At 72.2% G+C, this 15,373-nt stretch carries 16 protein-coding genes and 2 tRNA genes; 5 read left to right on the top strand and 13 right to left on the bottom strand.

From position 1 onward, the window contains the following. Positions 1 to 8: 8 nt before the first annotated feature. A complete protein-coding gene (locus ACFCZ1_RS10130) occupies positions 9 to 785 on the top strand; it encodes a hypothetical protein (protein WP_376677919.1) in 777 nt (258 codons plus the stop codon). Between the two features lie 19 nt (positions 786 to 804). Here the strand turns inward: ACFCZ1_RS10130 and ACFCZ1_RS10125 are convergent, their stop codons facing one another. After that, complete coding sequence (locus tag ACFCZ1_RS10125) at positions 805 to 1,047, bottom strand: hypothetical protein (RefSeq protein WP_376677918.1); 243 nt, start codon at positions 1,045 to 1,047, stop codon at positions 805 to 807. A 118-nt stretch (positions 1,048 to 1,165) separates the two neighbouring features. Here ACFCZ1_RS10125 and ACFCZ1_RS10120 point away from each other — a divergent pair, with 118 nt between their 5' ends. Both ACFCZ1_RS10120 and ACFCZ1_RS10115 read left to right on the top strand, forming a co-directional pair. After that, the gene (locus ACFCZ1_RS10120; protein WP_376677917.1) at positions 1,166 to 1,579 is read left to right on the top strand and encodes a MarR family winged helix-turn-helix transcriptional regulator; all 414 of its coding nucleotides are present in this window, start codon (positions 1,166 to 1,168) and stop codon (positions 1,577 to 1,579) included. A 152-nt stretch (positions 1,580 to 1,731) separates the two neighbouring features. Next, positions 1,732 to 3,330: an MDR family MFS transporter gene (locus ACFCZ1_RS10115; protein WP_376677982.1), complete on the top strand. Its 1,599-nt coding sequence runs from the start codon at positions 1,732 to 1,734 to the stop codon at positions 3,328 to 3,330. A gap of 68 nt (positions 3,331 to 3,398) precedes the next feature. On the opposite strand, the gene ACFCZ1_RS10110 is transcribed toward ACFCZ1_RS10115, so the two are convergent. The 9 genes from ACFCZ1_RS10110 to ACFCZ1_RS10070 form a co-directional block, all read right to left on the bottom strand. Further along, positions 3,399 to 4,019: a TetR/AcrR family transcriptional regulator gene (locus tag ACFCZ1_RS10110; RefSeq protein ID WP_376677916.1), complete on the bottom strand. Its 621-nt coding sequence runs from the start codon at positions 4,017 to 4,019 to the stop codon at positions 3,399 to 3,401. A 143-nt stretch (positions 4,020 to 4,162) separates the two neighbouring features. After that, entirely contained in the window at positions 4,163 to 6,331 is a 2,169-nt protein-coding gene (locus tag ACFCZ1_RS10105; RefSeq protein ID WP_376677915.1) for an ArnT family glycosyltransferase, read from the bottom strand. Further along, positions 6,328 to 7,596, bottom strand: a complete 1,269-nt coding sequence (locus ACFCZ1_RS10100) for a glycosyltransferase (protein ID WP_376677914.1) — start codon at positions 7,594 to 7,596, stop codon at positions 6,328 to 6,330. The genes ACFCZ1_RS10105 and ACFCZ1_RS10100 overlap by 4 nt, the downstream gene beginning before the upstream one ends. Before the next feature lie 25 nt (positions 7,597 to 7,621). Then, the gene (locus tag ACFCZ1_RS10095) at positions 7,622 to 9,214 is read right to left on the bottom strand and encodes a sensor histidine kinase (RefSeq protein WP_376677913.1); all 1,593 of its coding nucleotides are present in this window, start codon (positions 9,212 to 9,214) and stop codon (positions 7,622 to 7,624) included. Beyond that, entirely contained in the window at positions 9,214 to 9,981 is a 768-nt protein-coding gene (locus tag ACFCZ1_RS10090) for a response regulator transcription factor (RefSeq protein ID WP_376677912.1), read from the bottom strand. Before ACFCZ1_RS10090 ends, ACFCZ1_RS10095 begins: the two co-directional genes overlap by 1 nt. Before the next feature lie 69 nt (positions 9,982 to 10,050). After that, complete coding sequence (locus ACFCZ1_RS10085) at positions 10,051 to 10,950, bottom strand: amidohydrolase family protein (protein ID WP_376677911.1); 900 nt, start codon at positions 10,948 to 10,950, stop codon at positions 10,051 to 10,053. Continuing rightward, entirely contained in the window at positions 10,916 to 11,254 is a 339-nt protein-coding gene (locus ACFCZ1_RS10080; protein ID WP_376677910.1) for an antibiotic biosynthesis monooxygenase family protein, read from the bottom strand. The genes ACFCZ1_RS10085 and ACFCZ1_RS10080 overlap by 35 nt, the downstream gene beginning before the upstream one ends. Positions 11,255 to 11,366: 112 nt before the next feature. Next, positions 11,367 to 12,254: a DUF2797 domain-containing protein gene (locus tag ACFCZ1_RS10075; protein WP_376677909.1), complete on the bottom strand. Its 888-nt coding sequence runs from the start codon at positions 12,252 to 12,254 to the stop codon at positions 11,367 to 11,369. After that, positions 12,251 to 12,685 carry an Lrp/AsnC family transcriptional regulator gene (locus ACFCZ1_RS10070; protein ID WP_328926498.1) on the bottom strand — a complete coding sequence of 145 codons (435 nt, stop codon included), beginning with the start codon at positions 12,683 to 12,685 and terminating at the stop codon, positions 12,251 to 12,253. The genes ACFCZ1_RS10075 and ACFCZ1_RS10070 overlap by 4 nt, the downstream gene beginning before the upstream one ends. Before the next feature lie 107 nt (positions 12,686 to 12,792). Here ACFCZ1_RS10070 and ACFCZ1_RS10065 point away from each other — a divergent pair, with 107 nt between their 5' ends. Further along, a complete protein-coding gene (locus tag ACFCZ1_RS10065) occupies positions 12,793 to 13,704 on the top strand; it encodes an SMP-30/gluconolactonase/LRE family protein (protein WP_376677908.1) in 912 nt (303 codons plus the stop codon). A 16-nt stretch (positions 13,705 to 13,720) separates the two neighbouring features. Here the strand turns inward: ACFCZ1_RS10065 and ACFCZ1_RS10060 are convergent, their stop codons facing one another. The 3 genes from ACFCZ1_RS10060 to ACFCZ1_RS10050 all read right to left on the bottom strand — a co-directional run bounded on the left by ACFCZ1_RS10060 (position 13,721) and on the right by ACFCZ1_RS10050 (position 14,688). Beyond that, positions 13,721 to 14,086: a PH domain-containing protein gene (locus tag ACFCZ1_RS10060; protein WP_376677907.1), complete on the bottom strand. Its 366-nt coding sequence runs from the start codon at positions 14,084 to 14,086 to the stop codon at positions 13,721 to 13,723. Between the two features lie 202 nt (positions 14,087 to 14,288). After that, positions 14,289 to 14,361: transfer RNA gene (locus ACFCZ1_RS10055), tRNA-Arg, on the bottom strand. Positions 14,362 to 14,597: 236 nt separating this feature from the next. Next, positions 14,598 to 14,688: transfer RNA gene (locus tag ACFCZ1_RS10050), tRNA-Ser, on the bottom strand. 185 nt (positions 14,689 to 14,873) lie between these two features. On the opposite strand from ACFCZ1_RS10050, the gene ACFCZ1_RS10045 reads away from it, so the two are divergent. Further along, positions 14,874 to 15,299 carry an SSI family serine proteinase inhibitor gene (locus ACFCZ1_RS10045; RefSeq protein WP_376677906.1) on the top strand — a complete coding sequence of 142 codons (426 nt, stop codon included), beginning with the start codon at positions 14,874 to 14,876 and terminating at the stop codon, positions 15,297 to 15,299. Positions 15,300 to 15,373 lie beyond the last annotated feature (74 nt).

Genomic DNA, 15,373 nt, shown 5'->3' with positions numbered 1-15,373 from the left:
CTGGCGCGATGCGAACGGGATCCCGTACGGCCGCCCCGGCCACCCTCCTCGCCCTGTGCTGCACGGCCGCCGCCGGCCTCACCGGCTGCGGCGGCCCGGCACGGGACGGTTACGTCGCCGTGGGCGCCGCGGCCCCGGGTCCCGAGCGGGCCCCGGGGGAGAACGTGGCGCCGCAGGGCCAAGTGGAGTTCCAGCAGCTCGGCGGCCCGTCCCCGGCGGGCGGCTCCTCCGTGTCGTCCGGTACGTCGGCCGGTGCTCCCGGGTCGCGGGCCCCCGGCGGCTCCGCCCCGGGCGGAGCGACGACCACCGCCCCCGACGGCTCCGGACGCGCCCCCGGGACCCCGCCCGGTGCGGGCCCGTCCACCATGCCGCCCGGCACACCGGACTCCCCGGCCTCGGCGGACTCCCCGGGCGTGCCGTCCGGCCCGTCGAGCCCGTCCGGCAAACCCGGCACCACCCCGCCGGCGCCTCCGGCGACCCCGGCGAGGCTGACGCTGTCCACCCCCGTCAGGGCGGCCGCGGCCGACCGCTGGTGCGAGCGGGTCACCGTCACCTTCACCAACACCGGTACCGCCGCGGCCCGTTCGGGAACGGTCAGCTTCGCGACGCACATCATCGGGGCCCTCGGGGTCGACTGGGCCACGATCACCACCACCCAGCCGCTCCCCGCGCCGATCGCGGGCGGGGCCGCCGCGACGCGCACCTACACGGTGTGCGTGGAGTCCTGGCGCGTGCCGCTGGGCATGCACGTGGACACCCAGAAGGTCACCGCCACCTGGAGCTGAACCCGCGCGGGCCCGGCGGTCAGTGCAGGACGACCCACAGGGCGGCGCCGAGGACGAGCACGAGCGCGATGCCCACCCCGAGCCACGCCCCCTTCTTGGAGCCCGCGGCGGCCTGCTGCTCCTCCTCGCGGCGCTGGCGACGCGAGCCGGTGGGCGCCTGCCGGGCCGGGGCGGCCTCCTCGACGAAGGCGCGGAACATCTGGGTGCTGCCCGCGGGGTCGTAGTTGCCCTCGGGGACCTGTGAGTTGTGGTTGTCAGCCATGGAGCAGGACCCTAGCCGGTTTTCCGATTCCTTTACCGTCCCACCCCCAGATTCATTTGCCTGTAGCAACCATTCTCTTCTATGGTTGCCCTAAGCAACAAGATGAGGGGGTCGGCCGATGACCACGCGGTACGAGGAGCTGGCCCGCCGGCTCTCCGGGATCGGGGCGGTCAAGCGCGAGCTGGCCCGCGCCCTGCCTGCGGACTGCCCGCCCGGCGCGGCCGCCGTCCTCACCGTGCTCGACCGGCACGGAGAGATGCGGCTCAGTCGGCTGACCGAGCTCATGGCCGTCGACATCTCGGCGACCAGCCGGCACGTCGCCCACGTGGCGGAGCGCGGCTGGATCGAGCGCGAACCCGACCCGGGGGACGGGCGCTGCCGCATCCTGCGGCTCACCCCGGCCGGGCACGCGCTCCTCGCCGAGCTCGGCGCGCGGTACACGGCGGCACTGGAGAAGGCGCTGGCCGACTGGTCCGCCCAGGACATCGACGTCCTCAACACCCTGCTGGCCCGACTCCGATCGAGCTTCTAGACAGAAGGAAACACATGGCCACGTCGGAGACGCCGACAGACGGCACGTCCCTCTCCCCGTCCACAGCCCCCTCCATGGACCCGCCCATGACCCCGACCGCGACCCCGCCCGCGGCTCCGTCCACGACCCCGCCCGCGGCTCCGGCCCCGTCCATGACCCATCCGCAGATCATGAAGGCGCTGTCCGGGCTGATGCTCGGCATGTTCGTGGCGATCCTGTCCTCCACGATCGTCTCCAACGCCCTGCCGCAAATCATCAGCGACCTCGGCGGCACCCAGTCCTCGTACACGTGGGTGGTGACCGCGGCCCTGCTGTCGATGACGGCGGCGACCCCGCTGTGGGGCAAGCTGTCCGACCTCTTCAGCAAGAAGCTGCTGGTCCAGATATCCCTCGTGATCTACGTCCTCGGTTCCGTGGTCGCGGGCATGTCCCAGAACACCGGCATGCTGATCGCCTGCCGCGTGGTCCAGGGCATCGGGGTCGGCGGCCTGTCCGCGCTCGCGCAGATCGTGATGGCCGCGATGATCTCCCCGCGCGAGCGCGGCCGGTACAGCGGCTACCTCGGCGCGGTCTTCGCCGTCGCCACCGTCGGCGGGCCGCTGCTGGGCGGTGTCATCACCGACACCGCGTGGCTGGGCTGGCGCTGGTGCTTCTACGTCGGCGTGCCCTTCGCGGTCATCGCCCTGATCGTGCTCCAGCGCACCCTGCACCTCCCGGTGGTACGCCGCGACGTCAAGGTCGACTGGCTGGGCGCCTTCCTGATCAGCGGTGCCGTCTCGCTGCTGCTGATCTGGGTCACGCAGGCCGGTGACTCCTACGAGTGGATCTCCTGGCAGACCTGGGCGATGACCGGCGGCGCGGTGGCGCTCGGCCTGCTGTTCGTCCTCGTCGAGTCCCGGGCGAGCGACCCGATCATCCCGCTGCGACTGTTCCGCAACAAGACCATCACCCTGGCCTCGGCGGCCTCGCTGTTCGTGGGCATCGCGATGTTCTCGGGCACCGTGTTCTTCAGCCAGTTCTTCCAGCTGGCCCGGGGCGAGTCCCCCACGATGTCCGGAGTCCTCACGATTCCGATGATCGGCGGGCTCTTCGTCTCCTCCACCGTTTCCGGTCTGGTGATCACCAAGACCGGTAGGTGGAAGGCGTGGCTCGTCTCCGGCGGTGTGCTGCTGACGGCCGGCCTGGGACTGCTGGGCACCCTGCGGTACGACACCCCGTACTGGCACATCGCCCTCTACATGGCGCTGACCGGCCTCGGTCTCGGCATGATGATGCAGAACCTGGTCCTCGCCACCCAGAACCAGGTGGCCCCCGAGGACCTGGGCGCGGCCAGCTCGGTCGTCACCTTCTTCCGCTCGCTCGGCGGCGCCATGGGCGTCTCGGCGCTCGGCGCGGTGATGGCGCACCAGGTCACGGGGTACGTGAAGGACGGCCTGGCCGCTCTCGGCCCGAAGGCCGCGGCGCTCGGCCACGGCGGCACGGGCGGCGGCGCCATCCCGGACCTCGACAAGCTGCCGGCCCCGTTCCGTACGGTCGTCGAGTCGGCGTACGGGCACGGCGTCGGCGACGTCTTCCTCTACGCCGCCCCCACCGCCCTGCTGGCGCTGCTGCTCTGCCTGTTCATCAAGGAGGTCGCGCTGAAGTCGAAGCCCGCGGCCCACGCCCCTGCGGCGACGTCCGCCGGGGCCTCCGCCCCGGCAACCGCCGGGGCAGCCGCCGGGGCAGCCGCCGAAGCCCCCGCCAAGGCCTGAGCCGCCGCCGAGCCCCGAGCTGCCGCCGAGCCCTCAGCGGCCGGCCGACCCCGAGCGGCGGCCACGCCCTAAACGGCGGCCTTCGCCTCGATGCCCGCGATCAGGACGTCGAGCGCGAGACAGAAGTCGCCCTCGGGCGCCCGCCGGGCCGTGCCCCCGCAGCCGTGCAGGAACTGCGAAACGGCCAGGTGGGCGCCGGTCCGGGCGGAGTCGGCGAGGCCCGTCGCGTCCAACAGCCGCTGGAGGGCGGTGTCGAAGGCCCGGGCGTGCGGACCGATGTTCGGATAGGCGACGGCGAGCGGGGCAACCCAGGGGTGGTCCGTCAGTACGCGCCGGTAGCCCCGGGCCAGCGCCCGCAGCCGGCCGGGCCAGCCCTCGGGGGCCGGCCCGGCCGACAGGGCCAGCTCGCCCAGGGCGCTGTCCAGGGCGAGTTCGAGCAGATCGTGCTTGGTGTCCACGTACCAGTACAGGGACATCGCGGTGACCCCGAGGCGGGCGGCGAGCCGCCGCATCGAGAACCGGGTCAGTCCATCGGCGTCGAGCAGCCGCACGGTGGCGGCCGTGATCCGCTCCCGGTTGAGCCCGGAGGGCGCCTCGCTGCGGCGTCCGCCGGATCGGGCCGGTGCGGCGGGTCCGGCGGCCAGCCACACACTGGTCCGGGGCTCACCGGAATCGGCAGCGGTCACCATGGAGGTACCCTCCTCACGCCAGGTGGATCAGCCCGGAATGCCCGGTCCGCCCTCTTGATGCTAGATCCTGTCGTCGGAGCAGGGCCTTACCGGCGCTCCTTCGACGACAGGGCCCGAGGGGCGCCGCGCCGGTCGGGTGCGGATCAGGACGTGGGAGCCGTGAGGTCGTAGACGGTCGCCCCGCCCAGGGTCGACGCCTTGAACGTGGCCTTCACCCAGCTTTCGATGGCGCTGCTGGTGCCGCCGCCGGGACCGCCCTGCCGCATGCCGCCCGCGGCCTCGGCGGATCCGCCGCCCTGACCGGCGCCCTGACCGCCGGGCCCGCCCACCTGGCCTCCGCCCTGGCTGATGAACCAGTGGATCCGGCCGTCCTTCACGTACTGCCGGAACTGCTCCAATGTGGGCGAGGGGTCACTGCCGTTGAAGCCGCCGATGGCCATCACGGGCACGCCGGAGGCCAGTTGGTAGCTCGCCGCGTTCTGCGAGCCGACCGCGGCCGCCGCCCACGTGTACTTCCCGGCGCCGGCCCGCAGGGCCGCCTTGGCCTCGGCGCCGACCTGGGTTCCGCCCAGCAGGCCGCCGGGCCCGCCCTGGCCTCCGCCGGCGCGGTCCATGCCGCGCCCGTCCTGGCCGCCCGGGGCTCCCGTACCGCCCTGGCCGCCCCCGCCCGGCGGCATGCCGCCCTGCGGTGGGGTGTTGCCGCGCTGCGGACCACCCTGCTGGGGGCCGCCGGGCCCACCGGGCGGCATCTCACCGGCCGGGCCGCCGCCCCGCATCATGCCGCCGGGTCCGCCCCGGCCGCCCGCCACTGCCGGTCCGGCGGTCACGATCGAGCCGGCGTGCCCGGTCTGCACGGTGGTCAGGCAGTACGCGAGCGGGCCCGCCAGCGCCGCACCCAGCCCCAGCGCCGCGGTGGCCAGCAGCACCCGGCGACCGGCCGACGCGACGAGCGGCAGCGCGGCCGCGGCGAGCAGGCCCCCCAACAGGACCGCCCAGCGCAGCCACGGAAGATAGCCGGTGGCGCGGCCGAGCAGGACGTACGACCAGACGGCGGTCAGGGCGAGCGTCCCGGACAAGGTCACCAGCGCCGCCCGGGAGCCCCGCTCCTCCCACAGCACGGCGACGCCCATGCCGATCAGCGCCGCGACGAACGGCGCCAGCGCCACGGTGTAGTACTCGTGGAAGATGCCCTGCATGTAGCTGAAGACGATCGCGGTGATCAGGAGCGAGCCGCCCCAGGCCAGGAAGGCCGCACGGGCCATGCCCTCCAGCGAGTCGGTGGCCCGGCGGGCCCGCCAGGTGACCACGAGTCCGGCGACGAGCAGAACCAGGGCGGCCGGCAGCAGCCAGGAGATCTGACCACCGATGTTGGCCGAGAAGAGCCGGTCGATGCCCGTCTCACCCCAGCCGCCACCACCGCCGGCGCCACCTGCGCGTCCGCCACCGCCGACGCTGCCCGTCTCGTTGCCGTTGATCCGCCCCAGGCCGTTGTAGCCGAGCGTCAGTTCCAGGAAGGAGTTGTTCTGCGAGCCGCCGATGTAGGGGCGGGAGGAAGCCGGCCACAGTTCCACGACGGCCACCCACCAGCCGCCGGCCATCACCGTCGCGAGCCCGGCGAGCAGCAGCTGACCCAGGCGCCTGCGCAGCCGGGTGGGCGCGCAGACGGCGTACAGCACGGCGAGCGGCGGCAGGATCACGAAGGCCTGGAGGGTCTTGGTGAGGAAGGCGAAGCCGACCGCGACACCGGCCCACAACAGCCAGCCGGTGCGGGCCCCGTCGAGGGCGCGCAGGACGCAGTACACGGTGACCGTGAGCAGCAGGGTCAGCAGCGCGTCGGGGTTGTTGAAGCGGAACATCAGCGCGGCGACGGGCGTGAGCGCGAACGCGGCGCCGCTCAGCAGTGCGGCCCCCGGCCCGAACTGGCGCCGGACGGCTGCGTACAGCACACCGGTCGTGGCGACGCCCATCAGTGCCTGCGGGACGAGGATCTGCCAGGAGCCGAGCCCGAACAGCCGGACCGACAGCATCATCGGCCACAGGGCGGCCGGGGGCTTGTCGACGGTGATGGAGTTCCCGGCGTCGGAGGAGCCGAAGAAGAAGGCCTTCCAGCTCTCGCTGCCCGCCTGTACGGCGGCGGAGTAGAAGGAGTTGGCGTAGCCGGAGGATCCCAGGTCCCAGAGCAGCAGGACGGCCGTGGCGATCAGCAGCCCGGCGAGGGCGGGCCGTTCCCAGCGGGGCCGGTCGACGGCGCGCCGACCGGTACCGGCCCGGGCCTCGGGGACCGGGAAGAGCGGAATTGCTGCGGTGGTCATCGGATGTCGTCCTTCGCGGGAGTGTCGCGCCGCTCGGGGAAGACCCAGGCGCGGAAGAGCAGGAATCGCAGCACGGTGGCGGCGAGGTTGGCGGTGATCAGGACGGCCAGTTCGGTGCTGTGCGCGGGTGCGGCGGCGGCCGCTCCCAGGGCCGCGAGGGAGCCGCTGGTCAGGGCGAGGCCGATGGCGAACACCACCAGTCCCTGGGCCTGGTGACGCACGGCCTGGTCCCGGCCGCGCACTCCGAAGGTGAGCCGGCGGTTGGCGGCGGTGTTGGCGACGGCGGAGAGCAGCAGGGCGGCGCCGTTGGCGACCTGCGGGCCCCCTCCGGTGCGGAAGGCGGAGTACAGCAGCAGGTAGAGCAGGGTGGACAGGGCCCCGACGGCGCAGAAGCCGAGGAGCTGGCGGGCCAGTCCGCCGTCCACGCCGGGCAGCGCGGTGCGGTCGCGCGGGTCGTCGCCGAAGGGACGGGCGAGCCGGTCGAGCGGGAGCGCGCCGACGGCCAGTGCCCGGCCCACCCGCCAGACGCCCTTGAGGTCCTCGGTGGCGGTCTGCACGATGCGGACGGTGGAATCGGGGTCGTCGACCCAGTCCACCGGCACCTCGTGGATCCGCAGCCCGGCCCGCTCGGCGAGCACGAGCATTTCGGTGTCGAAGAACCAGCCGGTGTCCTGCACCAGCGGCAGCAGACGCTCGGCCACCTCCCGCCGGATGGCTTTGAACCCGCACTGGGCGTCGCTGAAGCGGGCGGCGAGCGAGGAGCGCAGGAGGAGGTTGTAGGCGCGGGAGACGAACTCCCGCTTCGCTCCGCGCACCACCCGGGAGGACCGGGCGAGACGGGTGCCGATGGCGAGGTCGGAGTGGCCGGAGATCAGCGGGGCGACCAGGGGCAGCAGGGCGTTGAGGTCGGTGGACAGGTCCACGTCCATGTACGCCAGTACCGGGGCGTCGGAGCCGGACCAGACGGTGCGCAGGGCCCTGCCCCGGCCCTTCTCCTCCAGCCGGGTGCTGCGTACCCCGTCCAGGGACGCGGCGAGCTCGCCCGCGACCTCGGGGGTGCGGTCGGTGCTCGCGTTGTCGGCGACGGTGATCCGGAAGGGATAGGGGAACGTGCGGGTGAGGTGCTCGTGCAGCCTGCGCACGCACGGTCCGAGGTCTTTCTCCTCGTTGAAGACCGGGATCACCACGTCGAGGACGGGCTCGCCGGGCACGGGCGCGAGTGGCGCCCGTGCCGGAAGGGCCCCGGGAGAGGCGTCGATTGGCATGTACCGACACTCGCCGGGCGGCCTGTCACCGCTGTGTGATGAGCCTGTGCCCCGTCTGTGAGTCCGTCTCCGAGTCCGTACGTGAGTCCGTACGTGAGTCCGTCCCCGAGGCCGTCTCCAAGGCCGTGCGTACGTCCGACCGCGCGTGCGGCAACACGACCTCGAAGCAGGTCCGCCCCGGCTCGCTGCGCACGCCGACCTGTCCACCGTGCGCGGTGACCACGGCCCGGACGATGGCGAGCCCCAGTCCGGTGGAACCCGCCGCCCGGGAGCGGGAGGCGTCGCCGCGGGCGAAGCGCTCGAAGACGTGGGGGAGCAGGCCGGGCGGGATGCCGGGCCCGTCGTCCTCGATCCGCAGCCGCACGACGGATGTTTCACGTGAAACATGCGCGGTGACGGTGGTGCCGGGCGGGGTGTGGGTGCGGGCGTTGGCGAGGAGGTTGACCAGGACCTGCTGGATACGGGCCGGGGCGACACGGACGGGCGCGGGTTCGTCGGGCAGGCGCAGCCGCCAGTGGTGCCCGGGGCCGGCGGCACGGGCGTCGCTGACGGCGTCGACGACGAGCGGGGCCAGGTCGGTGTCGGTGTCCCCGGTGGAGACGGGGCGGCCCGCGTCGAGCCGGGCCAGCAGGAGCAGGTCCTCGACCAGGCCGGTCATGCGGGTGGCCTCGGACTCGATCCGGCCCAGCGCGTGCCGGGTGTCGGGGCCCGTCTCCTCGCGTCCCCGGCGGGTCAGCTCGGCGTAACCGCGTATGGAGGCCAATGGGGTGCGCAGTTCGTGGCTGGCGTCGGCGACGAACTGCCGGACCCGCATCTCGCTCTGCTGGCGAGCCGTGAGGGCGGAGGAGACGTGGCCCAGCATCCGGTTGAGGGCCGCGCCGACCTGACCCACCTCGGTGCGGGGGTCGGCCTCGGCACCCCGGACCCGTTCGTGCAGCGCGGGCTCGCCGCTGTGCAGGGGCAGTTCGGAGACCCGGGTGGCGGTGGCCGCCACCCGGCGCAGCGGGCGCAGGGCGACCCCGACCAGTGCCTGACCGGCGAGGGAGGCCGCGATCAGCCCGGCCAGGGTGACGCAGACCTCTACTGCGACCAGGGTGTTCACCGTGGAGTCGACCTCGTGGAGCGGGAATCCGAGAACGAGGCTTCCGTCGGCAGCGGGCAGCACCCTGTACGCCCCGAGCCCGGGCAGGCTCAGGTTCACGGGTGCGCCGCGGCCCTGCCCTGCCGTGCGGGCGGCCTTGGCCAGGGTCGCGGTCTGGGCCTCGGTAAGGGGCTGGTGTCTGAGTTCGGGATCTTCGTCGCGCACGTTGCGGTCGGCCCCGAACACCTTGCCGTCGGAGTCGATGCGGAATCCGACGGCGCCGAGCGGTGTGCCGGGCCCGAGGACGGACCTTCCCTCCCTGATCGCCTTCTGCATACCGGGAGGCGAGGCGGCCATGTCGACCGAGATCCGCAGCTGCTCGTCGAGCTTGTCGACCAGGTACGAGCGCAGGGCGAGGGTGGTGACGGTCCCGATGGCCGCGCCCACCACCGCGATCAGCGCCACCGCCGAGACGACGAGCCGGGTCCGCAGGGACCAGGGGCGGCCCGGCCGCTTCAGGCGGAGGCGGCCTGCCACTACTCGGCCGACTTGAGCAGGTAACCGGCGCCTCGCCGGGTGTGGATCATCGGCGCCATGCCCGGCCCGCTCTCCAGCTTCCGCCGCAGGTAGGAGATGTACAGCTCGACCACATTGGCCTGGCCGCCGAAGTCGTAGGACCACACCCGGTCCAGGATCTGCGCCTTGCTGAGCACCCGGCGCGGGTTGCGCATCAGGTAGCGCAGCAGCTCGAACTCGGTGGCGGTCAGGTGGATCTCCCGGCCGCCGCGGACCACCTCGTGGCTGTCCTCGTCGAGGCGCAGGTCCCCGACGGCGAGCACCGAGCCGCCGCGCGCGGCCTGTGCCGCGCCCGAGCGCCGGACCAGGCCGCGCAGCCGGGCCACGACCTCCTCCAGGCTGAACGGCTTGGTGACGTAGTCGTCGCCGCCCGCCGTCAGGCCCGCGATGCGGTCCTCGACGGAGTCCTTCGCGGTCAGGAAGAGTACGGGGACCTGGGGGATCTCCCGGCGCAGCTGCCCCAGGACGGCCAGCCCGTCCATGTCGGGGAGCATGATGTCGAGGACCACGACGTCCGGCCGGAACTCCCGCGCCGCCCGCACCGCACCGGCCCCGTCACCGGCGCTGCGGACCTCGCAGCCCTCGTAGCGCAGGGCCATGGACAGCAGTTCGGAAAGGGAGGCCTCGTCGTCGACGACGAGGACCCGGCATGCTCCGCCGTCGGGCCGCGTCAGGGCCGTCGGGTTGCTGGTGGACGTGGACGCGTGGGAAGTGGTCGTCGCAGTCATACGGCCACGCTGTCCGGCGCCTCTGAGAGCGTTCTTTTCCCTACCTGTGAATTTCCTGAGAAACGCCGCTCAGCCGTCGAGCCGGAACAGGCGGGCGCCGTTGTCGTGACAGACGGAACGCAGCCAGTCGTCGCCGAGGCCGAGCCGTTCGAGGGCGGTGAGCTGGTGTTCGTAGGGGTAGGGGATGTTCGGGAAGTCGGTGCCGAGCAGGATCCGGTCGCCGAGGTCGGCCAGCCGCCCGAGGCCCCCGGGCGGGAACGCGCAGAGCCGCTCGGAGAAGTCGGTGAACGCCATGGTGGTGTCGAGGCGCACCTCGGTGTACCGCTCGGCCAGGTCGAGGAAGTCGGCGTACTCGGGCATGCCCATGTGCGCGACGATCAACGGCAGCCGTGGGTGGCGGGCCAGCAGCCGGGCGATCGGCTCGGGCCCGGTGTGCTTCCCCGGGGCCGGCCCGGACCCGCAATGGATCACGGTCGGGACGCCTGCCTCGGCGAGCAGCCCCCAGACGGGGTCGAGCCGGTCGTCGTTCGGGTCGTAGCCACCGACCTGGAGGTGCGCCTTGAAGACCCGCGCCCCGGCATCGAGGGCCCTGCGGACGTACGCGGCCACATCCTCCTCCGGGAAGAAGGTCGCGGTGTGCAGGCAGTCAGGGGTCCGGGCGGCGAAATCGGCGGACCAGGCGTTGAGCCATGCGGCCATCGCCGGCTTGTGCGGGTAGAGCATGGCGGTGAAGGCCCGGACCCCGAACTCCCGCAGGAGCGCGACTCGCTGCTCCTCCTCGTGCCGGTAGGTGATGGGCCACTCGACACCGGTCAGCGGGCCGACCGCGTCGAAGTAGTCCCAGACCTTCTCCAGGACCCGCTCCGGCATGAAGTGCGTGTGGACGTCGACCAGTCCGGGCAGCCCGAGCCGCTGCCGGAAGGCGCGGACCGCCTCAGCCGTTGCGGGCAAAGCCGTGGCTCCGCTCAACGGTCGCGACGTGCAGGGTGTAGCTCTCGTACCAGTCGTCGCGGCCCTGCCTCATGGCCGCCTGGTGCTCCAGGTCCCCCCGCCACACGGCGAGGGACTCGTGGTCGCGGAAGTAGGCGACGGTGATACCGAGGCCTCCCGGGGTGCGGGCCGACTCGTAGCCGAGGAACCCGGGATTCTCGGCGACGATCTCCTGCATCCGGGCGAGGGTCTCCGGATATCCGCTGTCGTCGGAGGATCGGACATTGCTGAAAACGGCCATGACATAAGGCGGTTCGAAGGCCGCTACGGGCTGGATGCTCATGCCCACCACCCTCGGCGGCGGGCCTCGGCATGTCCACCGGAATCGGCCCCGGAAGGTCAAAGGGATCCAAGTTTTGACCATGCCCGGGCGGGACGGCCGCAGGTGGCGCCCCTCAGAACAGCCCGTCCTGCTCTGCGGGCGGCCGTACGGCGACGGGCGCGATGACCGACACCGGCACGGTCGTCACGGCCTCGTCCTCCGGAACCGCGAGCTCCCAGCCGGCCAGCAGCCGGGTGTCCACCACCAGCCCGTCCGCGAGGTGCAGATCGGGTCCGGCCGCGCCCACGAGCCGGCCCACGACGGCCCCGCCGGGCACCATCTCGGTGATCACCCCCGCAGGCGCGGGCAGCCCGTCCAGCCCGAACGGCCCTGCGTGATCGACGACTTCGCACCGCACCCGCTCCAGCGACTCCGGCCACCCGGGCAGCACGGCGGCCCGGTCGTGCAGCTCGGCGACCTCCCGGGCCCGGTCGGCCGCGGCCGGCAGCTGCGCCCGTACAGCACGCTTACGGGCATACGCGATCCGGTCGGGCACCCCGAGGGCCGCCCGCAGCAGCTCCTCCGTGCGCCGGGTGGCCATGAGCGGCCCGCGTCCCAGCCAGGCCCAGGCCACGGCACCCTGTTCCAGCAGCCGGGCCGAGCCGCGCTCCTCGGCGGTGATGCCGACCTTGACCATCCCGGGCCCGAACCACGCCAGATAGACGCGGTAGGTGCGCGGATCGGCGACATTGGTGTCGGCGGCCACCGAGAACGACCGGTCGAGGCGCGCGCATTCGGGACACTGCGCGTTTCCGGCGCGGCCGGGCACGGTCGCGCCGGTGGGGCAGGGCGTCCGCTTCCCGGCCCGCCGCACCCCGAGGCAGCGCCGCTCCGCCCGGGCGACGAAGGCCAGCCGCTGCCCGTAGCCGAGCACGCTCGCCCGCTCGCCGCGCCCCTCCGCGTACCAGCCGACGGCAGGGCGGCCGCCGTTCCACCGGATCCCGGTGCACCACCAGCTCACAGCGGGAGCGGCCGCTCGAAGAACGTGTCCAGGACGACGGTGGCGTGCGTACCGCTGACCCCGTCGATCGCGTACAGCCGCCGCAGGACGTCCTGCAACTGCCCGGTCGAGGCCGTGCGCACCTTGACCATGACGGACGCGCTGCCCGCGATGATGTGCGCCTCCTGGATCTCGGGGATCGCGGCGAAGGCGGCGGCGGACTCACCCATCCATGCGTTGGAGTCGACCATCACATAGGCGAGTACGCCACTGCCGACGGCCGCCGGGTCGACCTCGACGGTGGTCCGCCGGATCACCCCGCGCTCGCGCAGCTTGCGGACCCGCTCGTGGGTGGCCCCGGCCGAGAGCCCCACGGCCGCACCGAGGGCGGCGTACGACTGGCCGGCGTCCTCCTGCAGGCGCAGAACGAGCGCCCGGTCGATGTCGTCCACTCGATCTTCCTCCTATGGGCCCGTCGGCCCTTGCGAAGACGGTACCTGATCCTGCAATCTCACCCTCGAACCGAACAAAATTCGGCAATCTTCTCTCAGGGGGAATCATGTCTGCCATAGCCGACCTCACCTTGTACGAGATTCTGGACGAGCGCTTCAAGACCGGCCGCTGCGCCAACGGCGACGCACGCCTGGACCGGCTCTACGACGACTGCCGGTGGGCGGAAGGCCCGCTGTACCTGCCTGCCTGGCGCCAGCTCGTGTGGAGCGACATCCCCAACGACCGCATGCTGCGCTGGGACGAGGCAACCGGCGCGGTCTCGGTCTTCCGCTCCCCGGCCGGACACTCCAACGGCAACACCCTCGACCGCGAAGGCCGCCTGATCACCTGCGAGCAGGGCGGTCGACGCGTCACCCGCACCGAACCCGACGGCAGCATCACCGTCATCGCCGACCGCTTCGAGGGAAAGCGGCTCAACAGCCCCAACGACGCGGTGGTCCGCTCGGACGGCTCGATCTGGTTCTCCGACCCGGACTTCGGAATCACCAACGACTACGAGGGCCACCGCGCACCCAGCGAGATCGGCGCCTGCAACCTCTACCGCGCCGACCCCGCGACCGGCGAGGTCCGCATGGTCGCCGACGGCTTCCTCGGCCCCAACGGGCTGGTGTTCTCCCCCGACGAGAGCGAGCTGTACGCGGCGGACACCCGCGCGGGCCACATCAGGGCCTTCAAGGTCACCGACGACGGCACCCTCACGGGCGACCGCGTCTTCACCGCCTGCCCGCGGGTCGACAACATCCGCTTCGACGACGAGGGCCGGCTGTGGGCGGCCGCGATGGAGAACGGCGTCCAGTGCTACGCCGCGGACGGCACCCTGATCGGCCGCCTCCGCGTCCCCGAACCCGTCTCGAACATCGCCTTCGGCGGCCCCAAGAACAACCGCCTCTTCATCACCGCCACCACCTCGCTCTACTCCCTGGTGATGTCCGTGACCGGCCTCCCCAGGGTCCTGTGAGGACCGCGGCGCCCCGCTACCGGGCGACGAACTGCGTCAGGATCGCCTGCACCTCGTAGATGTCGACTCCCTTGGTGAAGGTCTTCTCGATCGGCGCCGAGCTCCCGGATATCCAGATCTTGAGCTCGGCGTCGAGATCGAAGTGCCCGGCGGTCTCCACGGAGAAGTGGGTGATGCTTCGGTACGGGACGGAGTGGTACTCCACCTTCTTCCCCGTGAGCCCCTGCTTGTCGACGAGCACCAGGCGGCGATCGGTGAACAGGATCGTGTCCCGGATCAGCAGATACGCGGCGTGCACCTGCTCGCCGTGCCCCAGCAGTCGCGCGTAGTCCCGCTGCGCCGACGCCGGGTCGACGCTGTGCGCGTTTCCGAACAGTCCCATGAGAGCCCCCGATTTCCGGTTCGAACGATCTTCAAAACCGTACCGAGGGCGGGACGTGACCCGCGTCCCCCGCCAGAGCCATCCCACCCCCGACTACTCCCGGGGTAGCCCCTCCCCACGAAGGAGGAGGCCGACGCAGGCCGGCACATCGGGCATACGACAAAGCCCCCCAGGATCTCTCCTGGGGGGCTTTGCCCTGCTGTGCACTCGGCAGGATTCGAACCTGCAACCTTCTGATCCGTAGTCAGATGCTCTATCCGTTAAGCTACGAGTGCTTGGGCTTCCCGGGGTTTTGCGCCCCGTTGGCCTTGCGAGAACAACAATACATGGACCTCGCCGGGACGCGAAATCCATTAGCCAAACCCCTGCTGACCTGCGGAAACGACCCAGATGAAGATCGTCCGGTTGGGTTCGCACAGAGGTCGGGGCGGACCGGATTAACCCGGATCGCGTCCACACCCCAGAACGCATCGAAGCCCCGGTCCGTCAGGACCGGGGCTTCGATGAGGTGCGGAGGCGGAGGGATTTGAACCCTCGATGGACCGTAAAGCCCAAACCGCATTAGCAGTGCGGCGCCATAGACCGGACTAGGCGACGCCTCCAGCACACCCCCGCGTACGAGGGTGCGTGCAGATGATGACACAGGCGCAGGGCCCCTCACCAATCCGCTCCCACGGTACTAGGAGGGACGGGCGGAGGGCAAAGCCTTAAAGCCCATCGGTACGCAACGTCTGCGGGCCCGCGTCGTTGGTCAGGCGTACGACGTACGGACGACCTGGAGTGCCCCATGCTGCGTCTCGCCGCGCTCGCCGTCACCTCCGCCCTGGCCGCCGCGGCTGCGGGGCCGCTGCCCCCACTGCCTCTGGGCCGGCTGCTGGCGACACCCGACCGCCTCACCATCGCCATGGCCGACACGGGCACCCGCCGGCTGGACCGCGAGTTTCGGCTCGAATGCGACCCCGTGGGCGGCGACCACCCCTGGAAGGAGCAGTCCTGTGCCCGGCTGGACCAGCTCGCCCAGGAGGGGAAGGACCCGTTCGCACCCGTCTCCCAGCGGCAGGTCTGCTCGCTGCAGCACGGGGGCCCCGCCACCGCCCGGATCACCGGTACCTGGCACGGCCAGCGGGTGGACGCGACGTTCCGCCGGACGAACGGGTGCGAGATCAGCCGCTGGGACGAGTTGGAACCTCTGCTTCCACCTGGGCGTTCCTGACCTGGGAGGATGCGCGGGATGAGCGGTATCCGCCACACATCGGCCACCCCGGCGGGGGACTGTGGCCTTAGACT

It is taken from the genome of Streptomyces sp. NPDC056224, from assembly GCF_042267665.1.
Lineage (GTDB): Bacteria > Actinomycetota > Actinomycetes > Streptomycetales > Streptomycetaceae > Streptomyces.
Note: the sequence above shows the minus strand (reverse complement) of the source record. Positions and strands in the feature narration are given on the sequence as shown.